Genomic DNA, 24862 nt, shown 5'->3' on the forward strand with positions numbered 1-24862 from the left:
GCTCCTTATACCTTCTCAATTTCGACGAGGTTGGTATGTTGTGGGTTGCCTTTTGCCAGGGGAGATGGGCGCTGTGTGGTTAATGTATTGACACATGCGCCATGATCAATACGGTCTCCGGTCATATTGGCATCATGCCATGCTCCCTGGCCCATTGCGCTTACGCCGGGCATAATGCGTGGTGTCACTTTCGCGGGAATGCGTAATTCACCTCGGTCATTAAATACCCGCACCATATCCCCTTGTTGAATTCCTCGCTGTTTAGCATCTATCGGGTTGATCCAAACTTCCTGGCGGCAGGCTGCTTGCAAAACATCGACATTACCGTAGGAGGAATGGGTCCGTGCTTTATAGTGGAAACCAAATAATTGTAAGGGCCATTTCTGCCTGTCAGGAGAGTCCCAGCCCTCAAAAGTGCTGGCATAAACAGGCAGGGGGCTGATGACCTCGTCGGGTTTTATTTGCCATTGTTTTGCTATTTCAGCCAACTGGGAGGAATAAATTTCAATTTTCCCTGAAGGGGTTTTTAGTGGATGCGCAACCGGGTCATCGCGGAAATCCTTATAGGCAACGAAATGCCCGGCCGGGTCTTTACGTTTATAAATCCCCATTTTGCGCAGTTCTTCGTATTCCGGGAGTTTAGGGTCACGGGCCTGCATTTTACTGTACAGGTAGTGCAGCCACTCACGCTGAGTACGGCCTTCGGTAAATTTCTGATAAATATCGGGGCCAAGGCGGCGGGCTATTTCACTGGTTATCCAGTAGATTGGTTTACGCTCAAATTTTGCGGAAGTTGCTGGCTGAATAAATATCAGGTAGCCCATATTGCCCGCATAATCATTGGGAATAATATCTTCCTGTTCAACTGTCATCAGGTCGGGCAACAAAATATCGGCATATTTCGCCGAAGCTGTTAAAAAGTTGTCGATAACCACAATCATTTCGCATTGTTTATCATCCTGCAAAATATCATGAGTGCGGTTTACCTGAGCATGTTGGTTCACCAGCGCGTTACCCGCATAGTTCCAGATAAATTTAATGGGTACATCGAGCTTTTCTTTACCGCGCACGCCATCACGGAGTGCTGTCATTTCCGGCCCCCGAGTGATGGCATCGGTCCAGGTGAAACAAGAGATTGCTGTTTTGACCGGATTCTCCAGTACTGGCATTCGTTCTATGGTAATGGTCCAGGTCGATTCACGCGCACCACTGTTGCCGCCATTGATGCCAACATTACCGGTAAGAATAGGGAGCATGGCAATTGCGCGGGATGTCAGCTCGCCATTAGCCTGGCGCTGGGGCCCCCATCCCTGGCAAATATAGGCGGGTTTTGTGCTACCTATTTCCCTGGCTAGTTGAATAATTTTGTCCGCCGGAATACCGGTAATAGCCGATGCCCACTGCGGGGTTTTGGGCGTTTTATCGTCGCCAGCACCGAGGATCCACGCTTTATAATGAGCATTGGCAGGAGCATCGGCGGGCAATGTTTTCTCGTCATAACCAACGCAATAGCTATCTAAAAACGCCTGATCAACTAAGTTCTCGGTAATCAAAACCCAGGAGATACCCGAAACCAGCGCTGCATCCGTACCCGGGCGTATCGGAATCCACTCATCTTCACGCCCGGCTGCGGTATCCGTGTACCGGGGGTCAATGACTATCATTCTGGCATTTGAAATGGCTCGTGCCTGTTCGAGGAAATAAGTAATCCCGCCCCCGCTCATACGGGTTTCTGCAGGGTTATTCCCAAACATAACAACCAGTTTGGAATTTTGAATATCCGAAGTGCTGTTGCCCAGGTTGCTGCCATAGGTATAGGGCATGGCACAGGAAATTTGTGCGGTGCTGTAGGTACCGTATTGGTTGAGAGAACCCCCGTAGCAATTCATCAGACGAGTAACGAGCGATGCTGAAGGCGAGGAGCGTGTGACATTGCCACCAACGATCCCGGAACTGTAATTGATATAAACAGCTTCATTACCCCAAGTTTTGACCACCCGCTTCAGGTTGGTAGTAATGGTGTCCAGCGCTTCATCCCAGGAGATTCGCTCGAATTTACCTTCACCACGTTTACCAACCCGCTTCATTGGGTAATTCAGCCTGTCTGGGTGGTTCATTCTGCGGCGAATTGAACGCCCCCGCAGGCAGGCGCGCACCTGGTGATCGCCATAAATATCTAACCCGGTATTATCAGTTTCAACCCAGGTAACTTCGTCGTCAGTAACATGCAGGCGCAATGCGCACCTGCTACCACAGTTTACCGAACACGCCCCCCAAACCACTTTATCCGTGGCTGGCGACAGACCCTGTTTTACCGCCGCACTTGCAGGGCGCAAACCGAATGGCAAACTTACACTACCCGCCGCCAGTGCCAACCCACTCAGCACACCAGATTTCACCAGCGTCCGGCGGCTGATTCCGCTATGTTCATCGCTCGACATAACCTGCTCCATCACAATAAAAAGTGGGTAACTACAAAATGTAATGCGTTGATGAAGCGTGAATGGCTACGTGGGCAGATGCCAGTTGACTGCTACAGGCTCATTGCACCATGAAAAACGCTTCAGTCGCTTTTCGTTACCAGGCTAATAATCTTCAATGTGCAGTGTGGCAGGGCGAACGGAGGGAAATATTATTTCGAATCAAATATCCGGGGGTTTGTGTGATAAAACCAACAGAGTGCTGGCAAGGCAAAAAATAACATCAACTGTTGACGTGGCCTGAGAACAAGCCACGCCGGTAGTGGTCATTAAGGCGAAGGGGTGTGCATCTCTGCATCGCCATTGTTATCCGTGTTATCGCCTTTTTGGTAGAGAATTTTAAATGTATCGTTTGCACAATGACCAACAACCTGTGCGCCCGATTGCTCCGCCTGGTCATTGGCAACTATTGTCAGTGAGAAGTTATCCGGGTCAACACCATTATGAATAATGCGTTGTTCGATATCGGCTTTTACGCGTTCGCAGGATGCTGGCGCAGCCAGCGCAGAAAAGCTAAAACACAGTAACAATGCTGTAGGCCATAAAACGGCTTTCATAGGTATTACCTCCTGAATTTGTGTGATACCTCAGTCTGGCAGATAATAGGTAAAGTACTGTATTGCTTTATATCATTTAAACAGGTTAATTCTGATTTGATAAGGAACTATGTGCGATACGTCATTCCAGTGAGTTTAATGGCGATTTTCCTCGCAGGTTGCGATGACAATCAGCCCCCGCAGGCGCTGACGCCTGAAATGGCCAGTTTTTCTAATGAATTCGATTTCGACCCGGTGCGTGGCCCGGTTAAAACGTTGACAGAAATGTTGCTTAATGAAGAGGGCAAAGTTGAGCGGCGCTTCCACGCCACGTTATCTCGGGAAGGGTGCTTTAATACACTTGATATGCATGATGTAACGCGCAATACCGATTCCTCTTTGTTGCTCGATGCCAATTACTATGTCGATACGATTACCCAGGATAAGTTGATTCGGTTACAGGGGAAATGCCAGCTGGAATCTATTCCGGCTGTTGGGGTGACTTACCAGACCAACGATAATGATTTCATTACTGGCGTGGAAAGTAACAACTTGAGTATTACCTACAGCTATGCGCCAAACGGCTTTCCCCTGGGGCGGGTAACCAAAAGAGGTGACCACACGCTGGAAATCCGTAACTTCCCGGATAAAGACACACGGAAGTTACTCGATTACCACACAGAAACATGGGTAAATGGCAAGCAGGTGAGTAAAACGGTACAAGCGTGTGACTATGACAGCCACAACAACCCAACAACCTGCGAAATTGAAACTACCGATATTACAGCAAAACCAGAAACACAAACCCGGTATACGGTAAAATACGAGATTGAATATTACTGAACTGTACTGGCTGCACTTGTTGCAGCCAGTTAGCATCACTGCGCTGTGGGCTTCACCATCCCATTGGCGGGTATTTTGTGCAGTGCCATATACTGGTGCTGCAGAATATACATTCTGATGGTGTTGCGGTATTCACCATTAATAAAGAACTCATGCACCAATTCACCTTCCACAATAAATCCCAGCTTTTTGTAGATATGAATCGCTTTGTCATTTTCTTTATCGACAATGAGATAGAGCTTATACAGGTTGAGAACAGTAAAACCATAATCCATAGCCAGTTTTGCTGCCCGTGATGCCAGGCCTTTCCCCTGAAATTCAGGTGAGATAATTATCTGGAATTCTGCCCGGCGGTGGACATGGTTAATTTCAACCAATTCGACCAGCCCGGCTTTCTGCCCCTGGCACTCAACAACAAAACGCCGTTCGCTTTGATCATGAATATGTTTATCGTACAGGTCCGATAACTCAACAAAAGCTTCATAGGGCTCTTCAAACCAGTAACGCATGACACTGGCATTGTTATCGAGCTGGTGGACAAACCGCAAATCTTCGCGCTCAAGTGGGCGCAATTTTATTTCATCAGGCCCTGACATGAATATTATTCCCTATAATTTAAGTGTGCTCCCGGCTGGCGGGAGCGGGGAGATATTACGGTGCTATCTGGCGGCCAGTGTTACGGTCCAGGCAACGCAGCGTATTTGGTTCCCAGTATGCATTGACATTCGTGCTTTTCAGGCACCGATCACGTGCATCAAATGCTGCATCTTCTTTATCCCATTCTTTTTCAACTCGGTTATTCACCTTATTGCGCAAAGACCGCGTGTCATTCCATTGTTCTTTATCCATCGCTGCATTTTGGCGGCTTTGAGCACTATCGCCTGATTCAATAATCAGTTTATCGGTTTGTGATAAAGCGGGTGCAGAAAATGCCACTGCACTGGCCAGCAGGGCTACAGGTAGTAATGAAGCTAAAAATTGTCCTGCTTTATTCATAGAGACTCCTTATTTCACATAATCACCGGATCCTTGTTTTGTATTTACGTACAGGAAGGCCCGGGCACCTGTCTCGTAAACTAGCTCGAGTATATAACATTGTCCTGCTGGCTCAACACCGCAGGTATATCTCGTTGCAATTAGATGCAGGTTTATCATAAGAGCCTATCCCATTAGGGCTATTTTACTTGCCATTTTGAACCTGGGCAGTGCTCGAAATCCTCACTTACTTACTCCGTGTACGCTCCGGTTTCTGCGCGCAGCCCGCTGCGTTTTTAGGCATTAAAACACGATTTCATTTTATTTTGTGATTCAAATCACATTTAACTACCATTCTAGTCTTGTAGTAGGGGAAACATGTCGTACATCATGATCACACCTAACTGAGTCTGCCAGGATAAACCCATCCTGGTTTAATCCGCTGAATGATGAGTTTAATAATGGAAAAGACGTTATTAGCAGCAAAAGCAACCTGTCCAGCCTATGACAGAAGTGCGCTTAAAACCCGTATTGTTCATCTTGGTTTTGGTGCATTCCACCGCGCCCACCAGGGCGTTTATGCCGATATTCTGGCTGCTGAACACCAGAGTGATTGGGGTTATTGCGAAGTCAATCTGATTGGTGGTGAACAGCAAATCGCTGATTTACACCGCCAGGACAACCTGTATACCGTCGCCGAAATGTCGGCTGATAATTGGCAGGCTCGTGTTGTCGGTGTGGTCAACCGCGCTATGCATGTCTCGGTAGATGGCCTGGAAGCTGTTCTGGAAGCCATGTGTGAACCACAAGTGGCCATTGTCTCTCTGACAATTACAGAAAAAGGTTATTGCCACTCTCCGGCGACAGGCGAACTCAACCTTGACCATCCGATGATTGCAGAAGATTTACGCCACCCACAACAACCAAAATCAGCAGCTGGCGTGATTGTAGCCGCATTGGCACTACGAAAAGCGCGTGGTCTGGCACCGTTCAGTGTGATGTCGTGTGACAACATGCCGGAGAATGGCCATGTTACCCGCAAAGTTGTACTGGCCTATGCCCGGCAAGTGGATGCAGAGCTTGCTAACTGGATTGAGCAACATGTCACTTTCCCATGCACAATGGTCGACCGCATTGTACCGGCTGTAACAGCTGATACGCTGGATAAAATTGAAAAGATAACTGGCGTTCGTGACCCGGCAGGCGTTGCCTGTGAGCCATTCCGCCAGTGGGTGATTGAAGATAATTTTGTCGCAGGCCGCCCTGAATGGGAAAAAGCGGGCGCACAACTGGTTAGCGATGTAATCCCGTTTGAAGAAATGAAATTACGCATGCTTAACGGCAGCCATTCATTCCTTGCTTATTTGGGTTACCTTGCCGGTTACCAGCACATTAATGACTGCATGGGCGATGATAATTACCGCCGCGCAGCACATGCACTGATGTTGCGTGAACAGGCTCCGACCTTGCAAGTTCAGGGGGTGGACCTGGCGCGTTATGCTGATTTGCTGATTGAGCGTTACACCAACCCGGCACTACGCCATCGTACCTGGCAAATCGCGATGGATGGTAGCCAGAAGTTACCGCAGCGTATGCTGGATTCCGTTCGCTGGCATCGTGCACATAACAGCGATTTTTCACTACTGGCGATGGGTGTTGCCGGGTGGATGCGTTATGTCGGTGAGGTTGATGAACAAGGCCAGCCTATTGAAGTTATGGACCCATTGCTGCCGGTTATCCGTGAAGCTACCGCCGCATCTGCTGCAGATGACTCTCGGGTTAACGCCCTGTTAGGGATAAGCGCGATATTTGGTACAGATTTGCCACAAGACCCGGTCTTTGTGGATGCTGTTACCCAGGCCTGGCGTTCACTGCTTGCGAAGGGTGCAAAAGCGACTGTTGCTGCATGGGCTCAGGCTAATGCCTGATAGCTCGCCATCAACAAGATAGCGGCCATATAAAAACCAAACCCGGTTTTTTCCGGGTTTGATTCTGATGACAAACCTCATGTTCTCACAGAAAGAGAGAATGTCACCCAATAAAAAACCAGGAAAATCAATTCATTGATTTTCGGCTGCTCACTAAAAAGAAGGGAAAACCACGCTTTTCCCTTCTTTTTCATCAATCTGAAACCCGGCTTTTGCCGGGTTTTTTAGGCGGTTAAGCCTGTATTCTTAAGCGTTAATGCCCATTCAGAGTCATGTTAACTCAAGCTCAATCCCTGCGAACACTGCACGGTTTATTGCTCTTCTGTAAACCAGTCGCGGTTTTCCTGGCGGATTAACAACACCGACGCACTTATCTCAGCAAGATGCTGATGCATGGTTTCATCTGCCAGTTGTTCATCATGCTTTTCCAGAGCCCGGAATATCGACCAGTGTTGCTCAAGCAACATTTCATGAGGCGTAACATGGTCAAGGCTCATAAACCGGACCCTGTCCATTGCTGCTTTAATATTTTCGATAGTTTCCCAGGCAAGGCGACACTGAGCAATGTCACAAAGCCGTTGGTGAAAATCATCATCCAGCTGAAAAAAATCGTTCAACTGGTGGCGGTCAACCGCAGTACGCTGCTGATTAAGGTTTTGCTCTAACTGGTAAAGTTGCTCGTCTGTAATCAGCGAGGCGGCGCGGCGTACCACTGCACGTTCAATCGCTTCTCGCACAAAACCGCCACTACGTACCTGATTCAGTGAAATTTTATTGACGTAACTCCCACGCTGTGGGCGAATCTGGATCAGGCCATTTTCAGCCAGCTTGATAAAGGCCTCACGTACTGGCTGGCGCGAAACATCAAAACGGAGCGACACTTCTTTTTCTGAAAGCGGAGTGCCGGGCGGAATCAGGCAGTGCACAATATCGCGCCGCAAAATACGGTATATCTGCTGGTTAACAGGTTGGGTTGGGTTGAGAAACGTTTCAGCGGCCATGGTTTGCCTTTTGTTAGAGAAAACCCAATGATTTTACCCTGTTTTTTGCTATTCGCCCATACCCGGCAGGAATGCCGGGTGGGGACAATCAGGCGGAACGATGCACACTTAAACCGGCAAAAGTTTGGCTGACAGGCATCATCTCAAGCGTATTGATGTTGACATGAGCAGGCAGGGTGGCAACCCACCAGACCGCTTCGGTAACATCTTCAGGGGTCAGCGGTTGTGTATTCTGGTAAGTCTTGTCCGCTTTATCATCATCACCTTTAAAGCGTACATTGGAAAACTCAGTGCCACCAACCAGACCCGGCTCAATATCTGTTACCCGAACCCCGGTACCGTTCAGGTCAGTACGCAGGTTAAGGCTAAATTGGCGAACGAATGCTTTGGTCGCCCCATAAACATTACCGCCCGCATAAGGCCAGCTACCGGCAGTGGAACCAATATTGATAACATGCCCACGGTTACGTTCAACCATGCCCGGTAACACTGCGCGTGTCATATATACCAGGCCTTTGGTATTGGTATCAATCATGGTTTCCCAGTCATCCGCGCTGGCTTTATGTGCAGGCTCTAAACCCAGGGCGAGCCCGGCATTATTTACCAGAACATCAATATCACGCCATTCGGCGGGCAGCGAACTAATAGCAGATTCAATTGCCGCACGATTACGCACATCCAGTTGAAGCGTCAGCACACTGTCACCGAGAGCATCCTGTAATGTTTTTAAACGCTCAGCACGGCGCCCGGTGGCAATAACTCTATGCCCGTTCGCCACAAAACGGCGAGTAATTGCTTCACCAAACCCGGCGGTTGCGCCTGTAACCAGAATAAGCATCTGTCTGTTCCTCTAGATTTTGCGTGGTTTTGCTCATGGCAGTTCAGGGAGTGGGGCTCAGAGTCTCATTGATATCCAACATCGCGTTGTGAAGCCGGAAGTGAGTATTGGGCGACATCATTAAAGCCTGGGCTGCTGCCTGAAGAAGAAACTATACCTTAGCATGCAAAACATAAGCTTGAGAACTCTGCACCTGATGTCAGGGGTAGAATGTTCTCTGGTGGTGCAAGTGAGCCATTGTGGTGCAGTCGGTTCAGGCAAATAAGTACGGCAAATCGGGCTGTTAAACTAAAATAAGAAAGAGCAAACGGTTGCTTTAATATGCAACCGTTTGCGCCAACAAAAAAACGATCTTTGTTGCGCAAATGAATTAAAAATAACTAACTACATGAATAATAAGATTAAATATATAAATTAAAATTGGCACTCTGATTGCAAGTTACCAAAAACGATATTGTTATTTTATTCACCTGCATAATAAAAGAGGGGTAACCCTCATTAAAGAGGCTGATTATGGCTGTTAACTATACTCAGGCTGTCCGGGGGCAATTTTTTGATATAACTCAGCCTTCAGACGATCCTGCTACCATCGCTGAGCACGCCCGTTACCTGGAAGATGGCCTGCTATTACTTGAAAATGGGCATATTCTGGGTTTGTACGACTGGTCTGACGGACAACACTTGCTGAGAAACACGGATGATGTGGCGGATTACCGTGGAAAACTGATCGTCCCTGGGTTTGTCGACACCCATCTTCATTATCCACAAACAGAAATGATCGGTGCCTGGGGGGAACAACTGTTGAGCTGGCTGGAAACTTATACCTTTCCTGTTGAGCGCCAGTTTGAAAGCGAAGCCCATGCTATTCATATGTCAGCCTTTTTCCTGAATCAATTACTCAGTAATGGCACCACAACCGCGCTGGTGTTTGGCACGGTCCACCCGCAGTCAGTGGATGCGTTATTTAATGTCGCCTTGCAACTTGGCATGCGCCTGATAGCCGGCAAAGTAATGATGGACCGCAATGCCCCTGATTACTTGACAGAAACGCCCGAGCAGAGCGAGCAGCACACCCGCGAACTAATAACGCGCTGGCACAAAAAAGGGCGGCTTAACTATGCACTCACTCCGCGTTTCGCACCCACTTCTTCACCTGAATTGCTGGCGGTGGTTGAACGCCTGCGTACAGAATTTCCAGATATCTGGTTACAAACACATTTAAGTGAAAACCCCCAGGAAGTGGCGTGGGTAAAAAGCCTGTGGCCTGAACAGAAAAATTACCTCGGGGTTTATGACAGCTACCACCTGACCGGGCGTCGTAGCGTATTTGCCCATGCCATTCATCTTGATGACGACGAATGGAACTGCCTGCAGCGTACTGAGTCAGCAGTGGCTTTTTGCCCCACATCCAATCTGTTTTTAGGCAGTGGGCTGTTTAATTTACAGCGTTGCCAACAACAACGTGTGCGTATTGGCATTGGGACGGATGTCGGGGCAGGTACCACATTCAGCATGTTACGGACTCTTGGTGAAGCTTACAAAGTGGCGCAGTTGCAATCATTTCGCCTGAGTGCCTGCGAAGCATTTTACTACGCCACTTTAGGGGGGGCTTATGCCCTGGACCTGGACAACTACATTGGCAATTTTATGCCTGGCAAAGAAGCTGATTTTGTTGTGCTTGACCCGCAAGCCACACCATTGCAGCGCCTGCGCGACAGCCATTGCCGCGATATCTACGAGCGATTGTTCGTGCTGATGACCCTTGGGGATGACCGCAATATCTGGCAAACCTGGGTAAATGGGCGGCCTGTATGGTCCAGAGATGAATGCGAGGTGGCGGCATGATTACGTTTTTGCATAACCGGGCACGAACCACACTGACCGATATCGACCCGGATACCACTGTGCTGAACTGGCTGCGTGGCCCGGCGGGTTGCACGGGAACGAAAGAAGGTTGCGCCTCTGGTGATTGCGGGGCCTGCACGGTGGTCGTTGGCGAACCACAACATGGCAAAATGGTATGGAAAACGGCAAATAGCTGCCTGATGCTGGTAAGCCAGTTGCAGGGCAAACAGTTGTTAACCGTGGAAGACCTGGCACAGGGCAATCAGTTACATCCGGCACAGCAAACCCTTGCCGATAATCACGGCTCCCAGTGTGGTTTTTGCACACCTGGTATTGTGATGTCGATGTTCGCTTTACAAAAGAATGCCCCTGGCGCAGACCGCCACTCCATTGAGCAACACTTGGGCGGTAACCTCTGCCGCTGCACTGGTTACCGGCCAATCATTGAAGCGGCACAGGCTTTATGCCAGGCACCGGATGACGATCAGTTTCAGGCCAATTCAGCCGCTATTGCGCAACAACTGGCACAAATCACCGGCGAAGAAAACGACGACGAAGAAAACGATGCCACAACCGAACTGGCTGGCGGTAACCACCGTTGCCTGTTACCAAAAGATATTACAAGCCTTGCCCGGTTATACCAGCAATACCCACAAGCACACTTACTGGCTGGTGGAACGGACCTTGCGCTGCAGATTACCCAGTTTTACCGCCAGTTACCGCTGCTGATTAGCCTTAATCATGTGAAAGAACTTAGTGCCATCACCGTGACTGATTCCATGATAACCCTGGGGGCAACAGCCCGCCTGTCGGACATCGGCCATCAGTTGCAAAGTTACATTCCGGCTTTTAGTGAGATGCTGACACGTTTTGCTTCCTGCCAGGTTCGTAACCAGGCAACCCTTGCCGGAAACCTGGCAAATGCTTCGCCAATTGGCGATGGTGCGCCAATGTTACTGGCGCTGGGGGCAAGTCTTTCCTTACAGTGCGGCGAACAACAACGTGAACTACCACTGGATGACTTTTTCCTCGATTACCGTAAAACCGCACTGGCGCCGGGTGAATTTATTCGCGCTATTCATATTCCAAGAGTGACAGTGTCACCTTCATTTCAGGCATGGAAAGTGTCGAAACGGCGTGAAGACGATATTTCAACAGTATTTGGCGCATTTAATCTGCACCATGATCAGGGCGTCATCACCTCAGCCCGGCTGGCATTTGGCGGTATGGCGGCGGTACCGGCCAGAGCACTGGCCTGTGAGTCTGAGCTGTGCGCAAAGCCGTTATCAGAAACTACATTAGCGGCGGCCTGCTCAGCGCTGGATAAGGATTTCTCTCCAATGTCAGATTTCCGTGGCACAAAAGACTACCGCCTGCAGGTAGCAAAAAATCTATTGCGCCGTTATTTCATGAGCCAGCTACAAGGCTCAGACCTGGTGGAGGTGAGTCAGTATGTCGGGTAACCCAGTAAGCCTTGATGAACAGGCACTTAAAGCTCAATTTCTCAACACCTTCAACCAGGGCGCAGGGCGCAGGCAGAAACATGAAAGCGCTGATAACCAGGTGAGTGGCAAAGCCACCTATGTTGATGATCGTCTGGTCCTGCCGGGGATGCTCTATTTATGCCCGGTACTCAGCGAACATGCTCATGCCCGCATTATCTCTGTTGATACTGACGCCTGTTACCAGGTACCCGGCGTAGTCAGGGTGCTTAGCTGGCAGGATGTACCAGGGGAACTGGATATTGGCCCGCTCGCTCCTGGCGACCCATTGTTTGCCAAAGACACCGTGGAATATCACGGGCAAGTCGTGCTCACGGTTGCGGCGATAACACAGGAAGCTGCACGGGCGGGCGCAATGGCAGCAGTTGTTCGTTACCAGCCACTGGATGCCGTACTGGATGTAGAAGACGCACTGGCCCGTGAATTGTATGTCGAAGCGCCCCATGTCCACCTGCGGGGCGATGCAACAACCGCGCTTGCAACGGCACCTAACCGGATTCAGGGGCAGTTCCATATTGGTGGCCAGGAACATTTTTACCTGGAAGGGCAAATCGCAGTGGTACAGCCAGGTGAAGATAACCAGGTACAGGTCTGGTCTTCCACCCAGCATCCCACCGAAGTGCAGAAACTGGTGGCATCGGTATTGGGTGTCAGCATGAATAAAGTGACCGTGGATATGCGCCGCATGGGCGGGGGGTTTGGTGGCAAAGAAACCCAGGCGGCAGGTATTGCCTGCCACGCTGCCCTGGCCGCCAGCCTGACAGGCAAACCGGCAAAAATGCGCCTTTCGCGGCGTGATGATATGCGTATAACGGGTAAGCGCCACCCGTTTTTTGTCCGTTACGATGTCGGTTTCACCGACGAAGGTATATTGCATGGCGTACATATCGATCTTGCCGCCAATTGTGGTTACTCCCTTGATCTGTCTGGATCAATATGCGACAGGGCGATGTTCCACGCCGACAATGCCTATTACCTGGGCGATGCCCGCATAACAGGCTACCGATGCCGGACCAATCTGGCCTCCAACACGGCCTATCGGGGTTTTGGCGGGCCGCAGGGTATGGTGGCAATCGAACAAATCATGGACAGAATTGCTCGTGAATGTGGCCTGGATCCGCTTGAGGTTCGCCAGCGTAATTTCTACGGAGCACCGGGGCGTGATATGACCCATTACGGGCAGCAGGTCACCCATAATCTGGCGGAAGTGCTTACAAGCCAACTGGTTCACAGCGCCCAATATGCAAAGCGCCGGGCAGATATCTCCACCTTTAACCGCAATAACCCGGTGCTGAAGCGGGGGCTGGCTATGACGCCAGTGAAGTTTGGCATCTCTTTTACCTCAAGTTTCCTTAACCAGGCTGGGGCGCTTATCCTGATTTACACCGATGGCACGGTACAGCTTAACCATGGTGGTACCGAAATGGGCCAGGGGCTGAATACCAAAGTCGCTCAGGTGGTGGCGCAAGTGCTGCAAATACCACTGAGCGCCATTCAGGTTACGCCAGCCAGCACCGGGAAAGTACCCAATACCTCGCCTACAGCCGCTTCATCCGGGGCGGATCTTAACGGCAAAGCTGCGGAAATTGCCGCACAAACTCTGAAAAAACGCCTGACGGATATGCTGTGTGGCTTGCATCAGTGTAAAGAGGAAGAGGTGGTATTTAATAATGGCGTAGTCCAGGTGCCGGGGAAACACTACGCTTTTGCAGAAGTGGCAACCCTGGGTTGGCTTAACCAGGTACCACTCTCTGCAACGGGTTTCTATAAAGTGCCGGGGATCCATTACGACCGGTCGGCAGGTAAAGGTTCGCCGTTCTATTACTTCTCCTGGGGGATGGCTTGTGCCGAGGTGCTGGTGGATACCCTTACCGGGGAATACCGCTTGCTGCGCGCAGACATTTTGCACGATGTGGGGGATTCACTGAACCCAGCTCTGGATATCGGCCAAATTGAGGGGGGCTTTATTCAGGGCGCCGGATGGCTGACAACCGAGGAGTTGTGCTGGGATAAAAATGGGCGGTTAGTCACCGATGGGCCTATGAGCTATAAAATTCCGGCAATCAGTGATATTCCGCCTGATTTAAGAGTCAACCTGCTGGAAAACCACCCGAATCCGCAGCAAACGGTATTTCGCTCCAAAGCCGTGGGTGAACCCCCGTTTATGCTGGGGATCGCGGTATGGAGTGCTCTGCAGGATGCCATAGCCAGTGTGGCCGAATACCGGCTTCATCCTTCTCTGGATGCACCCGCCACCCCGGAGCGGGTGTTGTGGGGCGTAATGGCAATGCAGGAGGCCTGCAATGAACCAACCCGATGATTGGATTGATATTTTGCAACAACTGCGCACAGCCGGTACACCTTGTGTATTGCTGACAGTGCTGAATGAAAAAGGCTCCGTACCCCGCGGCGATGGCACCAAAATGGTAGTTACCGCCGGGGAAACCTGGCTGACAATCGGCGGCGGGAACCTGGAGTTCCAGTGCATCGCCCAGGCCCGCACAATGCTCCAGGCACAGGAAACCATGCCTCACCTGGAACATATTGCACTGGGAGCCCGCACTGGCCAGTGCTGCGGTGGTATGGCAAGCGTATTATTCGAACCGCTATTGTCCCCACGCCCGTCTGTTGTCGTGTTCGGCGCAGGGCATGTCGGGCAGGCGCTGGTAAACCTGCTGAGTACGTTACCCTGCCAGGTCACCTGGGTGGATGAGCGCCCGGGAATGTTCACAGCCGCGCCATCAGGGGTTATCTGCCGCCAGGTGGATGACCCGAATGACGAAGTCCGGTGTGCAACACCGGGCAGTTATTTTGTGGTTATGACTCACCATCACCCCCGGGATTTAGAGCTGGCCGAAACCATTCTACGCCGCGACGATTACCGTTACTTTGGGCTGATTGGCTCACGCACTAAACGCCAGCGCTTTGATTACCGGCTGGAAGGTAAGGGGATTGCCGCGCATAAACTGGCGAAAATGCGCTGCCCGGTTGGGTTACCGGATGTCAAAGGAAAGCTGCCTGCCGAAATAGCGGTTTCCATTGCCGGAGAATTGATTGCTGTCTGGCAGCAAGATGCCTAAGCTTGGGGAAGAACATCACTGATAACAAGGAGAACCAGTGGACAATCCCTTTTTAACGCCATCATCGCTTCCTTATGGCGCCCCGAACTTTGCCGAAATTCGTGTTGAGCACTACCGAGAAGCGTTTGATGAAGCTGTGAAACGTAAACGTGCAGAGTTGGCTGCCATTCTTGGTTGCACAGAAACGGCAACATTCGAAAATACCTGCCTGGCGCTGGAAAAAAGCGGGCAGTTGCTCAGCCAGGTCACCGCCGTCTTTTTTGCCATGGCGAGTGCCGATACCAACCCGGTAATTCAGCAACTGGAAGAAGCCTTTTCGGGAGAGTTGGCGGCACTGGCAGATGAAATTTGGTTAAACCCACAACTCTTCGAGCGGGTCGATTCCCTGTACCAGCGCCGTGAGGCTCTGAATCTTAGTGCAGAATCAACCCGCCTGCTGGAAGTCACCTGGCAACGTTTTACACTGGCTGGCGCAACTTTACCGCCAGGCAAACAAACCCGCCTGAGTGCGCTGAACTTGCAGGCGGCACAGCTTTCCAGTCAGTTTAACCGCCGTCTTCTGGCTGCGAACAAAGCGGGTGGGTTGGTCGTGGGTAACCCAGAAGCACTGGTCGGGTTATCCCCCGCTGACCTGGAAAACGCGCGCCAGGCAGCAGCAGATAAAGGCCTGGGTAACCAGTGGCTGATTTCACTGCTCAATACCACACAACAACCCGCACTGGCCGAACTGCAGAACAGGGCAACGCGTGAAGCGTTATTTAACCAGTCCTGGTCCCGAGCGGAACAGAATGATGAAAATGATACCCGGGCTATCATTTTGCAACTGGCAGCGGTACGCCAGGAACAGGCAGCATTACTGGGGTTCGCAGATTACGCCAGTTGGAAAATGGCCGACCAGATGGCACAGCACCCGGCAGCCGCATTGCAGTTTATGAATAACCTGGTACCGGCTGCGACACTGCGGGCACAGGCTGAACTTGCTGCTATCCAGAAAAAAGTGGACGACGAAAACGGCGATTTCGCAGTAAAACCCTGGGACTGGGCCTTCTATGCTGAACAGGTTCGCCAGGACACATGGCAGTTGGATGAAGCCGCTATTCGGCCCTATTTTCTGTTAGACCGTGTGCTGCAGGACGGGGTGTTCTGGGCAGCCAGCCGCTTATTTGGCATAACCTTCACGCCCCGTAACGATATCCCTGTCTACCACCCTGACGTGCGGGTATGGGAAATCCATGACAAAGACGGCACCGGGCTGGCACTGTTTTACGGTGATTTTTTCGCCCGCGACAGCAAAGCAGGTGGCGCGTGGATGGGTAACTTCACCGAACAATCTACATTGTTGGGCACAAAACCAGTTATCTACAACGTATGTAATTACGCCAAACCCGCAGCGGGGCAACCAGCGCTTATTGGTTGGGATGATGTCATCACCCTGTTTCATGAGTTTGGCCACACGTTGCATGGGTTATTTGCCAGCCAGTGCTATGCAAGCCTGTCTGGCACCAATACCCCGCGGGATTTTGTTGAATTCCCATCGCAAATTAATGAACACTGGGCCATCCACCCCGAAGTTTTCAGCCATTATGCATGCCATTGGGAAACCGGCGAACCCATGCCGGAAGCCCTGCGTCAACGTCTGTTTAGTGCCGCACTCTTCAATAAAGGCTACGATATGACTGAGTTGCTGGCTGCCGCACTGCTGGATATGCACTGGCACAGCCTGGCAGAAGGTGAGCAGGTGGCTGATGTCGCAGCATTTGAAGCGGCGGCACTGGCGAAGTCACATATTCACCTGGCAGCCGTTCCCCCCCGGTACCGTTCAAGTTATTTCGCCCATATTTGGGGCGGTGGTTATGCCGCTGGGTACTATGCCTACTTATGGACGCAAATGCTGGCAGATGATGGTTTCCAGTGGTTTGAAGAGCATGGCGGGTTAACCCCGGAAAATGGCCAACGGTTCCGCGAGGCCATTCTTTCAAGGGGTAACAGTAGTGATCTTGCTGAACTGTACCGCGAATGGCGCGGGCACAATCCACAAAGCGACCCCATGCTGAAACATCGCGGTCTTGCGTAATCATCAACAGGCCCTTGTTGTAAGGGCCTGAATAATCCCATATAGCAGCTTTAATAATAGTTATGTAATCCCTGTATTAAGAGCCTATCCCATTAGGGCTATTTTACTTGCCATTTTGAACCTGGGCAGTGCTCGAAATCCTCACGTACTCCGTGTACGCTCCGGATTCTGCGCGCTGTCCGTGTCCAGACTGGCTGCGACAATAACGCCTGGTGGGATAGGCTCTAAGTACTGCTGTTAGTTATTTTATTAATGCTTAATTAAGTTTATTTTATTAGGTAATTAAATAAATCTTCTCTGAATTATATTCATCTCATGAATAACTAATTTTTTTTCGGAAACACTCTCTCTTTCCACTTCACATAAACTAATTATCGGTATGAAATTTTGTGACAGCAGTGAATACTGTTGCGATATTTTAGCCATGCCCGTTTTTTAATAGCAAAAAAATGGGTAAAGGATGCGTATAACTGAAGGGAAGACAGATGGTTTCGCAAAAAAATACCGTTTTTTTTAACCACAATCACCATGTGATTTATGTCCGCGGGTGCACATCATTATTGGATGTTCTCGCATTTGAAGGCAAAGAAACGCTCAGCCAGCCGTTCCATTACCGTATTGAGTTTACTTGTGCCGATAAGGCATTAGACCCGGCGGATTTTCTGCTGAAACCCGCCGGGCTGACACTCCACGCTCCTGTAGCACAGCCCTGGGGAGGATGTAAGCTCGAACCTGCCAGGACTATTCATGGTGTGGTCACAGGTTTTGAATACCTTGGGTCATCAAGAGATGAGGCGCGCTACGCGCTGGTGCTGCAACCAAGAATGGCGTTACTGAGCAGCGCAAACAATAATGCTATTTTTCAGGATATGTCTGTACCACAGATTGTCGAGAGCATTCTGCGTGAGCGCCATAATATGCGCGGCCAGGACTTTCTCTTTTTGCTTAAGCATAAATACCCGCGCCGTGAACAGGTTATGCAGTTTGGTGAAAGTGACCTGCGTTTTATTTCCCGCCTGTTAAGTGAAGTGGGTATTTGGTTTCGTTTTACGCCAGATACTCGCCTGAAAATTGATGTAATTGAATTTTTTGACAGCTCTCATGGTTATGAAAAAGGCCTGGTTTTGCCCGATATTCCACCATCAGGGCATAATGATAATGGCGTTGACGCAGTATGGGGAATCGAGCGCTATTACCAGGTTGTGACACAGAAAGTCAGTGTTCAGGATTATCACTACCTGAATGCCGGGGCCGATATGCATGTTCAGGTGGATATTACCCGTGGCGACAGCACAACTTATGGCGAGGCATATCATTGGGGGAGCCATTACAGCGAACCCGGCGACAGGTTTACCCGCCCGTTGCCAGTTGAAACCGGGGTGTTTTATGCCCGGTTACACCACGAACGTTACCTTAATGGCAAAGCGGGCATGGCAGGGAACAGTAATTGTGCGGTGCTGGCACCGGGCAAGGTTGTTAACCTGGCGGACCCGGCTCAGGAAGGCGGTAGTTTATCGCCAGGCATGCTGGTTACCAGCATAAGCTGCTCAGCACGCCGGGACAGCTGTTTCACCGCACATTTCACCGCACTGCCATTTACTCACGACTACTGCTTTCGCCCCCCACTCATTCCTCACCCGCAGATGTCCGGCACCGTGCCAGCCTGTGTCACCAGTACCACAAAAAATGATATCTATGGCCATATAGATAAGCATGGTCGTTACCGGGTCAAACTGCTGTTTGACCGCGCTACCTGGCCCAAGGGGAGCGAAAGCCTGTGGGTTCGCCAGGCCAGGCCCTATGCGGGGGAGACATTTGGTTTCCATTTGCCGTTACTCGCGGGCACCGAAGTCGCCATCGCATTTGAAAACGGCAACCCAGACCGGCCTTATATCGCCGGGGCGTTGCATAACAGCAGCCATCCGGACCTGGTTACCATCCGAAATTACCGGCGCAATGTACTGCGCACACCAGCGAATAATAAAATCCGCCTGGAAGATGCCAGAGGCCAGGAACATATCAAAGTTTCCACAGAGTACGGCGGTAAAACCCAGCTCAATTTAGGGCATTTGGTGAACAGCGAGCGCCAGGTCAGGGGGGAAGGGTTTGAACTCCGTACCGATTTGTGGGGCGCCATTCGGGCAAAAAATGGCGTATTGATCAGTGCAGATGCCCAGCCATCTGCACGGGGTGAGCAGCGGGAAATGCAGGCGGCAATCAGCCTGCTTAAAGGCGCGCTGCTTGATTTAACACGCTGGGGCAGTATTGCGCCGGTTCACCAAAATTTCCCACCAGACACCGCCGGGCTGGAACACTTGGTTGAAGGTGCGGCAGGTTTAAGTTCGCCAGTTGTTGTGTTGAGTGCTCCACAGGGTATCGCTGCCGTTACTCCGGCCTCTGCCTTATTACATACGGGCAAAAGCCTGCATTTGCAAAGCCAGGGCGAGGTGCAAATAGCCACCTCAGCGCGCCATGCAGTTAACGCTGCTAAGTCAATATCGTTGCTGGCACACCAGGAAGGAATGCGCCTGGTATCGGCAAAGGGCCCTCTTGCGGTGGAATCTCATAATGACACTCTCTCGCTGTTTGCGTCACAGGATATCTCAGTCCGGTCTGTTCAGGGGCAACTTACACTCACTGCCACAAAAGGTATAACCCTGGCCTGTGGCGGAGCCGCCATTCATTTATCGGCTCAGGGCAATATTGAGATTTGCAGCAAAGGGCCACTTCTTCTCAAAGGTGCTCATTGCTTGCTTCCGCCAGAGACGTTTTCACCTTCATCTGCAGGCATGCCAGCCTCTGCGGCAGCTATACCCGCAGCAGTATGTGAAGGTTGCCTTCAACGCGCGCAAGAGCAGGCGACAGGAGTGGTTCTTCGTGGATAACACAGTGTTACCTCAGGCACTGGCAGACCAGTGGCAGGCGCAGGTGCAGTATTTACAAAACAGTGTTGGCGTGCCGCATATAGATGCCATCATTGATTTATCCGGCGATACGCTACCCTGTCTGGCAACTTTACCTGCATTATCGCCGCAAGCGCAGTGGTCATCTTTATTCGCCGGGTTGCCGGAATCCGCCCTGCAGGACCAGGGCCCGGTGCTGGTGCGCCTGCATAATAATGCGTGGCAACATCAGTAATGGCTCGGTGAACTGATGCGCTATTACGCGGGCAGGCACCGCTTATTATTGCTGGTATCGCCACTCGCTTTCTCGGTTGTGCAACAACAACTGTGCTCACTGACGCAATTTTTCTGGGGCAACCAGAGCGGTATCTTCCGTTTTTACGACCCACGCATATTCCCTGAACTCTTCAATCATGTCCTGACCCCGGGGCAACAAGACGCGTTCAACCAGCTTGGCTATTTTTGGGGATGGCTGGATCGCGATAACCAGCAAACCTGGCGAGCCGGAAAATTCCAGCCCCATTCAGATGCGGTTTTCTTACCCCATGAATTGCAGTTCACCGATAAGCAAATAGATGCCATTGGCTGCATCAGTGATGCCGATATCGCAGCACGAATGTATACCGGCACCGGGCTTACACCAGAGGCGTTGTTTGGCCGCTGCCTGGAAGCAGCATTTGCCGCAGCCCGTTCAGCCAGCGGCACACTTGAAGACTATCTCGATACCATCGTTCATAACCCCGGTAAGGCGCATGCCGCTGAATAAAACCGGGGATAGCGCTGCAAGGGAATAAACAACAGGAGCAGGAGATGAATAAAAAAGCAGTGTGGCTGGTGGTGCCGTTATGGTTACTGGCCGGTTGTGCCGGGGCCGGTTATGGCGATTATACCGCCGGGGATTTGCGGGGGTTTAACCACCATGCCCGTGCAGGAATTAACTGGTTCACGGTTAACGGCTATGGCGGGCGGACGACAGGAAACAGTTGCTGCGTGCTGTTACCCCGCAAATGGATACCGGGAATGGAAGCACTGGTTGAGTGGGAGGTGGATCCAAAAACAGCCTCACCGTTTCCTGGCTATACCGACAGAGAGAAGTTTGATAAATGGGCAACGGAAGTCAGAGCCAGTTTTCGCCGCCATAGCGCGGTGGTGGCGGTACCGGAATATGGGGAACAGCGTTGTGGTATGACGGTGCATTTTTTGCCCTGTAACCAGGTAAAAGTGACCACGGTATGTATGGGCTATGGCACACCGGATTACCCGATTAAAGAGCCGTTAAATATGCCGGAGCCGGAAAACTGCCCGGTGGCCGCAGCAGCTAATACCGCAGTGCGTAATGGATAAGCAACGGGCAGGAACGGGATTTATCCCACAGGGAACAAACAGGGCAGTGAACAACAACAGGAGCAGGAGATGAATAAAAAAGCAGTGTGGCTGGTGCCGTTATGGCTACTGGCCGGGTGTGCCGGGGCTGGTTATGGCGATTATACCGCCGGGGATTTGCGGGCAAAAAATCATGTCGCCGGCCAGGGAATTAACAGATTCGGTGTGAATGGTTATTCGGCACCCGGTCTGGGAGGAGGGTATTGCTGCGTGCTGTTGCCCCGTAAATGGATCCCGGGAATGGAGGTGCTGGTTGAGTGGGAGGTGGATCCGGATCCTTATGCAATATTACCCCCGTTGGGAACAGATCTTTTTCGCGAGGCCTATGCCCGGCATGCAGCACAATACCGCCGCCACAGTGCCGTGGTGCCGGTACCGGAATATGGGGAACAGCGTTGTGGTATGACGGTGCATTTTTTGCCCTGTAACCAGGTAAAAGTGACCACAGTATGTATGGGTTATGGCACACCGGATTACCCGATTAAAGAGCCGTTAAATATGCCGGAGCCGGAAAACTGCCCGGTGGCCGCAGCAGTTAATACCGCAGTGCGTAATGGATAAGCAACGGGCAGTAACGGGATTTATCCCACAGGGAACAAACAGGGCAGTGAACAACAACAGGAGCAGGAGATGAATAAAAAAATAGTGTGGCTGGTGCCGTTATGGTTACTGGCCGGTTGTGCCGGGGCCGGTTATGGCGATTATACCGCCGGGGATTTGCGGGGCATAAACCACACACCGAACGTTATCAACTTTGTGAAAGTTAATGGTTATGGCGGCCCCAATATTGCAGCTTATGGCGATGGCGGTGGGTATTGCTGCGTGCTGTTGCCCCGCAAATGGATACCGGGAATGAAAGCACTGGTTGAGTGGGAGGTGGATCCCAATCCCAGGGCCATCATTCCTCTTAAAAAGGAGGGGTTCGGATATGAAGAAGAAGCCTATGCCCGGCATGCAGCACAATACCGCCGCCACAGTGCTGTGGTACCGGTACCGGAATATGGGGAACAGCGTTGTGGTATGACGGTGCATTTTTTGCCCTGTAACCAGGTAAAAGTGACCACGGTGTGTATGGGTTATGGCACACCGGATTACCCGATTAAAGAACCCCGTAATTTGCCGGAGCCTACCCAATGCCCAATTTAAACCACCAGGGTGCGCAGCCCTGCTGGGCGCCACCGGCTTTTCCGGAAACAGGGCGGCTGGCATTACTGCCACAGACCGTTAATGGCAATTACTTGCTACAAGTGCAGGAAGAACAGCTCCACCGCCAGGCCGTTAACCAGCAGCAGGGAATGCGGGCAATGCCAGTGTGCTGCCAGAGCCTGCATATCAGCTTGTTTTTTGATGGCACCGGAAACAATGAGTATCACGATACTCACGTAGCCCAGCCCCCCAGCCCGTCAAATATTGCCCGTCTGTTTCATGCCACTCCCGAAATATTTGAACGAGGCTATTTCCGTTACTACATGCCCGGTGTGGGTACGCCATTTCCGGAAATCAACGAGTTTGATTACAGCTCTGCCGGCCTGGCCTTTGCCCGGGGTGGCGAAGACCGTATTAACTGGGCGCTGTTGCGCCTGGTGGATGCGCTGATGTACACCCTGACACCCGGGCGCGATCGCCTGAATGATGACGTTGCCCGTAACCAGTTAGCGCAGATGCGCGCCCACTGGCCAATAACCGGTGAAGTTAACCGGCGTATTGCCATAAATAACCTGCTGGCACCACTGCGTGAGCGGGTGGCGCTGGTGCGCCCAAAACCACTGGCAATTAAGCTGTTTGTCTACGGTTTTTCCCGCGGGGCCGCCAGTGCGCGCACCTTTGTTAACTGGCTGGCAGAGCTGTTTACTGCCCCGGCAGAAGGTGAAACGCCAGAAATGGCACTGCTGGGGCTGCCGGTACGGGTGCATTACCTCGGGTTGCTGGACACCGTGGCATCGGTAGGCCTGGCAGATCTGGTGCCGGGCGCTACCGGGCATATGGGCTGGGCGAATAACACCCTGCAATTGCCCGATGAAGTGCGCTACCCAGGCTATGTGCGGCGCTGTGACCACTTTGTGGCAGCCCATGAGCAACGCCAGAGCTTCCCGCTGGATTCAGTGCGCCGGGCGGATGGCAGTTACCCACAGGCCACCCGTGAAGTGGTTTACCCCGGAATGCATTCCGATGTTGGCGGAGGCTACCCGCCCGGCGACCAGGGAAAAGCGCGCGGCGGAGATGGCGAGCTGTTATCGCAAATTGTTCTGCATGATTTATACCGGGCGGCTTTTGCTGCCGGTGCACCTCTTGCTGTATTTCCAGAGATGGCTACCCAGTTAATACTTTCTCTTCAGCCTTTGAGAATAATACCACCTGAGATTAGCAACGAGTTTAGTGTGGCTGGTTCAACCATCCGCCGCTTTAATCTCTGGCGCGCAACCTTGCTGGAAACCGCTGCCTTACCCGATACCCCCCCGCCTGCCAGTGATCATGCAGATGCCTGGCAACCTTACCGCCTGCCGCGGGTGCTGGAAAACGTATTGAATAACCAAATGGGCTGGATAACCGCCTGGCGCATTGGGCGCTATGCCCGTAACAGCCTGCTGGTACAACCCTTTTTCCTACAGGCGCCTCAGCATAATGCGGAGCAGGCAAAACAGGCTCAGCAGGCACAGGCAGAACGTGAGCAGCAAAGGCGCAAGGCGCGTAACCGGGTGAACCGGCAAGAGGCTGGCTGGCAGAGGCAAATGGAGCCAGGCAATAAATGGGAACCCACCCAGTCACAGCACCAGTTGCGAGAAGCCGCACGGGAATTTGAGCACGATTACCGCGGGTGGTACCGGGTTATGAATGGCACTTATCGGAGTAAAACCCGGCAGTTCATGTTGGATGGCGTACTGAAATACCCGGTATTTATGCTCAAAGGAGAAGATGAAAAAGCGGAGTACGACCAAATGAAAGCCGCCGGTGACGGGCTGTACCACCAACTGTTTACTGATGAACTGGGCAGCGGAACCCGTGAGATGCCGGGGGCCGAATTACTGGCGCTGTATGACGAGCACATTCATGACTCACGGGCCTGGTTTATGCAAAGTGAACTGGGCAGCCGGGAGCCATGGGGTGACTATTTCCGTTACCGGATGCTGTTCTTTGGGCAGCGCGCTAACAAGCATTTACGCCTGATTTACCAGGACGGGCGGGTAGTTGGCGCGGGTGAACCGGGCCGGGCGGTGGAATATACCGTGATTTCCTGGGATAACCGCGGCCAGGTTGCCGACCGGCACCAAATAAAAGACCTGGCGACCGGCGAATACACCGTGATTGAAGACACCGAGCTGCTCGCTGCGGATGACCACCCGGATGAACTGGCGGCACAGTGGCATGCCCGGCTGATGCAGGAAGAGCACGACGCCAGGATGCAGGCTGTTGCCGGGCATATTACTGGCGCTGGCGCGAAATTTATCGGGTAGCTTCTGCGGCTGCCCAGAAACG

General features: G+C 51.7%; 20 protein-coding genes. 14 read left to right on the top strand and 6 right to left on the bottom strand.

The window, feature by feature from the left end; all coding sequences use genetic code 11:
- Positions 1-5: 5 nt before the first annotated feature.
- Both ynfE and LC084_RS06055 read right to left on the bottom strand, forming a co-directional pair.
- A complete protein-coding gene (ynfE, locus tag LC084_RS06050) occupies positions 6-2441 on the bottom strand; it encodes a selenate/tellurate reductase subunit YnfE (protein WP_226570224.1) in 2436 nt (811 codons plus the stop codon).
- A 308-nt stretch (positions 2442-2749) separates the two neighbouring features.
- Positions 2750-3037: a DUF1161 domain-containing protein gene (locus LC084_RS06055; protein ID WP_226570226.1), complete on the bottom strand. Its 288-nt coding sequence runs from the start codon at positions 3035-3037 to the stop codon at positions 2750-2752.
- 111 nt (positions 3038-3148) lie between these two features.
- On the opposite strand from LC084_RS06055, the gene LC084_RS06060 reads away from it, so the two are divergent.
- Complete coding sequence (locus LC084_RS06060) at positions 3149-3859, top strand: YnfC family lipoprotein (protein WP_226570227.1); 711 nt, start codon at positions 3149-3151, stop codon at positions 3857-3859.
- A 35-nt stretch (positions 3860-3894) separates the two neighbouring features.
- On the opposite strand, the gene speG is transcribed toward LC084_RS06060, so the two are convergent.
- Complete coding sequence (gene speG, locus LC084_RS06065) at positions 3895-4455, bottom strand: spermidine N1-acetyltransferase (RefSeq protein WP_226570229.1); 561 nt, start codon at positions 4453-4455, stop codon at positions 3895-3897.
- A 55-nt stretch (positions 4456-4510) separates the two neighbouring features.
- Positions 4511-4855: a DUF1283 family protein gene (locus LC084_RS06070; protein ID WP_226570231.1), complete on the bottom strand. Its 345-nt coding sequence runs from the start codon at positions 4853-4855 to the stop codon at positions 4511-4513.
- A gap of 440 nt (positions 4856-5295) precedes the next feature.
- On the opposite strand from LC084_RS06070, the gene LC084_RS06075 reads away from it, so the two are divergent.
- On the top strand, positions 5296-6762 hold the full coding sequence (locus LC084_RS06075) for a mannitol dehydrogenase family protein (RefSeq protein WP_226570233.1): 1467 nt from the start codon (positions 5296-5298) through the stop codon (positions 6760-6762).
- Positions 6763-7073: 311 nt separating this feature from the next.
- Here LC084_RS06075 and LC084_RS06080 read toward each other — a convergent pair whose 3' ends face one another.
- Together LC084_RS06080 and ydfG are read right to left on the bottom strand one after the other, a co-directional pair.
- Entirely contained in the window at positions 7074-7763 is a 690-nt protein-coding gene (locus LC084_RS06080) for a GntR family transcriptional regulator (protein WP_226570235.1), read from the bottom strand.
- Between the two features lie 88 nt (positions 7764-7851).
- Entirely contained in the window at positions 7852-8601 is a 750-nt protein-coding gene (gene ydfG / locus LC084_RS06085) for a bifunctional NADP-dependent 3-hydroxy acid dehydrogenase/3-hydroxypropionate dehydrogenase YdfG (protein WP_226570237.1), read from the bottom strand.
- 513 nt (positions 8602-9114) lie between these two features.
- Between ydfG and guaD the strand changes: the two genes are divergently transcribed.
- The 12 genes from guaD to LC084_RS06140 all read left to right on the top strand — a co-directional run bounded on the left by guaD (position 9115) and on the right by LC084_RS06140 (position 24840).
- Positions 9115-10446 carry a guanine deaminase gene (gene guaD, locus LC084_RS06090; RefSeq protein WP_226570238.1) on the top strand — a complete coding sequence of 444 codons (1332 nt, stop codon included), beginning with the start codon at positions 9115-9117 and terminating at the stop codon, positions 10444-10446.
- A complete protein-coding gene (gene xdhA / locus LC084_RS06095; RefSeq protein ID WP_226570240.1) occupies positions 10443-11909 on the top strand; it encodes a xanthine dehydrogenase small subunit in 1467 nt (488 codons plus the stop codon). The genes guaD and xdhA overlap by 4 nt, the downstream gene beginning before the upstream one ends.
- Positions 11899-14268, top strand: coding sequence for a xanthine dehydrogenase molybdopterin binding subunit (gene xdhB / locus LC084_RS06100; protein WP_226570242.1), 2370 nt, complete (start codon positions 11899-11901; stop codon positions 14266-14268). Before xdhA ends, xdhB begins: the two co-directional genes overlap by 11 nt.
- Positions 14252-15028: a xanthine dehydrogenase accessory protein XdhC gene (xdhC, locus tag LC084_RS06105; protein ID WP_226570244.1), complete on the top strand. Its 777-nt coding sequence runs from the start codon at positions 14252-14254 to the stop codon at positions 15026-15028. The genes xdhB and xdhC overlap by 17 nt, the downstream gene beginning before the upstream one ends.
- Before the next feature lie 37 nt (positions 15029-15065).
- The gene (gene dcp / locus LC084_RS06110) at positions 15066-17102 is read left to right on the top strand and encodes a peptidyl-dipeptidase Dcp (RefSeq protein ID WP_226570246.1); all 2037 of its coding nucleotides are present in this window, start codon (positions 15066-15068) and stop codon (positions 17100-17102) included.
- Between the two features lie 485 nt (positions 17103-17587).
- Positions 17588-19987 (top strand): type VI secretion system Vgr family protein, encoded by a 2400-nt coding sequence (locus tag LC084_RS06115; RefSeq protein ID WP_226570248.1) that lies wholly within the window; start codon positions 17588-17590, stop codon positions 19985-19987.
- Complete coding sequence (locus tag LC084_RS23330; RefSeq protein ID WP_404808328.1) at positions 19980-20240, top strand: DUF4123 domain-containing protein; 261 nt, start codon at positions 19980-19982, stop codon at positions 20238-20240. The genes LC084_RS06115 and LC084_RS23330 overlap by 8 nt, the downstream gene beginning before the upstream one ends.
- 15 nt (positions 20241-20255) lie before the next feature.
- Entirely contained in the window at positions 20256-20771 is a 516-nt protein-coding gene (locus LC084_RS06120; RefSeq protein ID WP_404808329.1) for a DUF4123 domain-containing protein, read from the top strand.
- Positions 20772-20815: 44 nt separating this feature from the next.
- The gene (locus LC084_RS06125; protein ID WP_226570250.1) at positions 20816-21349 is read left to right on the top strand and encodes a DUF3304 domain-containing protein; all 534 of its coding nucleotides are present in this window, start codon (positions 20816-20818) and stop codon (positions 21347-21349) included.
- A 69-nt stretch (positions 21350-21418) separates the two neighbouring features.
- Positions 21419-21949, top strand: coding sequence for a DUF3304 domain-containing protein (locus tag LC084_RS06130; protein WP_226570252.1), 531 nt, complete (start codon positions 21419-21421; stop codon positions 21947-21949).
- 69 nt (positions 21950-22018) lie between these two features.
- Positions 22019-22534 carry a DUF3304 domain-containing protein gene (locus LC084_RS06135; protein ID WP_226570254.1) on the top strand — a complete coding sequence of 172 codons (516 nt, stop codon included), beginning with the start codon at positions 22019-22021 and terminating at the stop codon, positions 22532-22534.
- Positions 22522-24840 carry a T6SS phospholipase effector Tle1-like catalytic domain-containing protein gene (locus tag LC084_RS06140; protein ID WP_226570256.1) on the top strand — a complete coding sequence of 773 codons (2319 nt, stop codon included), beginning with the start codon at positions 22522-22524 and terminating at the stop codon, positions 24838-24840. The genes LC084_RS06135 and LC084_RS06140 overlap by 13 nt, the downstream gene beginning before the upstream one ends.
- Positions 24841-24862 lie beyond the last annotated feature (22 nt).

Origin of the sequence: Mangrovibacter yixingensis, from assembly GCF_020523985.1 — a bacterium.
In the GTDB taxonomy this organism is placed as follows: Bacteria; Pseudomonadota; Gammaproteobacteria; order Enterobacterales; family Enterobacteriaceae; genus Mangrovibacter; species Mangrovibacter yixingensis.

Excerpts from the sequence above, each read along its gene's own strand:
- ynfE (WP_226570224.1), bottom strand. The coding sequence starts at position 2,441 with ATGTCGAGCGATGAACATAGCGGAATCAGCCGCCGGACGCTGGTGAAA.
- LC084_RS06055 (WP_226570226.1), bottom strand. The coding sequence starts at position 3,037 with ATGAAAGCCGTTTTATGGCCTACAGCATTGTTACTGTGTTTTAGCTTT.
- speG (WP_226570229.1), bottom strand. The coding sequence starts at position 4,455 with ATGTCAGGGCCTGATGAAATAAAATTGCGCCCACTTGAGCGCGAAGAT.
- LC084_RS06070 (WP_226570231.1), bottom strand. The coding sequence starts at position 4,855 with ATGAATAAAGCAGGACAATTTTTAGCTTCATTACTACCTGTAGCCCTG.
- LC084_RS06075 (WP_226570233.1), top strand. The coding sequence starts at position 5,296 with ATGGAAAAGACGTTATTAGCAGCAAAAGCAACCTGTCCAGCCTATGAC.
- LC084_RS06080 (WP_226570235.1), bottom strand. The coding sequence starts at position 7,763 with ATGGCCGCTGAAACGTTTCTCAACCCAACCCAACCTGTTAACCAGCAG.
- ydfG (WP_226570237.1), bottom strand. The coding sequence starts at position 8,601 with ATGCTTATTCTGGTTACAGGCGCAACCGCCGGGTTTGGTGAAGCAATT.
- guaD (WP_226570238.1), top strand. The coding sequence starts at position 9,115 with ATGGCTGTTAACTATACTCAGGCTGTCCGGGGGCAATTTTTTGATATA.
- xdhA (WP_226570240.1), top strand. The coding sequence starts at position 10,443 with ATGATTACGTTTTTGCATAACCGGGCACGAACCACACTGACCGATATC.
- xdhB (WP_226570242.1), top strand. The coding sequence starts at position 11,899 with ATGTCGGGTAACCCAGTAAGCCTTGATGAACAGGCACTTAAAGCTCAA.
- xdhC (WP_226570244.1), top strand. The coding sequence starts at position 14,252 with ATGAACCAACCCGATGATTGGATTGATATTTTGCAACAACTGCGCACA.
- LC084_RS06115 (WP_226570248.1), top strand. The coding sequence starts at position 17,588 with ATGGTTTCGCAAAAAAATACCGTTTTTTTTAACCACAATCACCATGTG.
- LC084_RS06120 (WP_404808329.1), top strand. The coding sequence starts at position 20,256 with ATGCGCTATTACGCGGGCAGGCACCGCTTATTATTGCTGGTATCGCCA.
- LC084_RS06125 (WP_226570250.1), top strand. The coding sequence starts at position 20,816 with ATGAATAAAAAAGCAGTGTGGCTGGTGGTGCCGTTATGGTTACTGGCC.
- LC084_RS06130 (WP_226570252.1), top strand. The coding sequence starts at position 21,419 with ATGAATAAAAAAGCAGTGTGGCTGGTGCCGTTATGGCTACTGGCCGGG.
- LC084_RS06135 (WP_226570254.1), top strand. The coding sequence starts at position 22,019 with ATGAATAAAAAAATAGTGTGGCTGGTGCCGTTATGGTTACTGGCCGGT.
- LC084_RS06140 (WP_226570256.1), top strand. The coding sequence starts at position 22,522 with ATGCCCAATTTAAACCACCAGGGTGCGCAGCCCTGCTGGGCGCCACCG.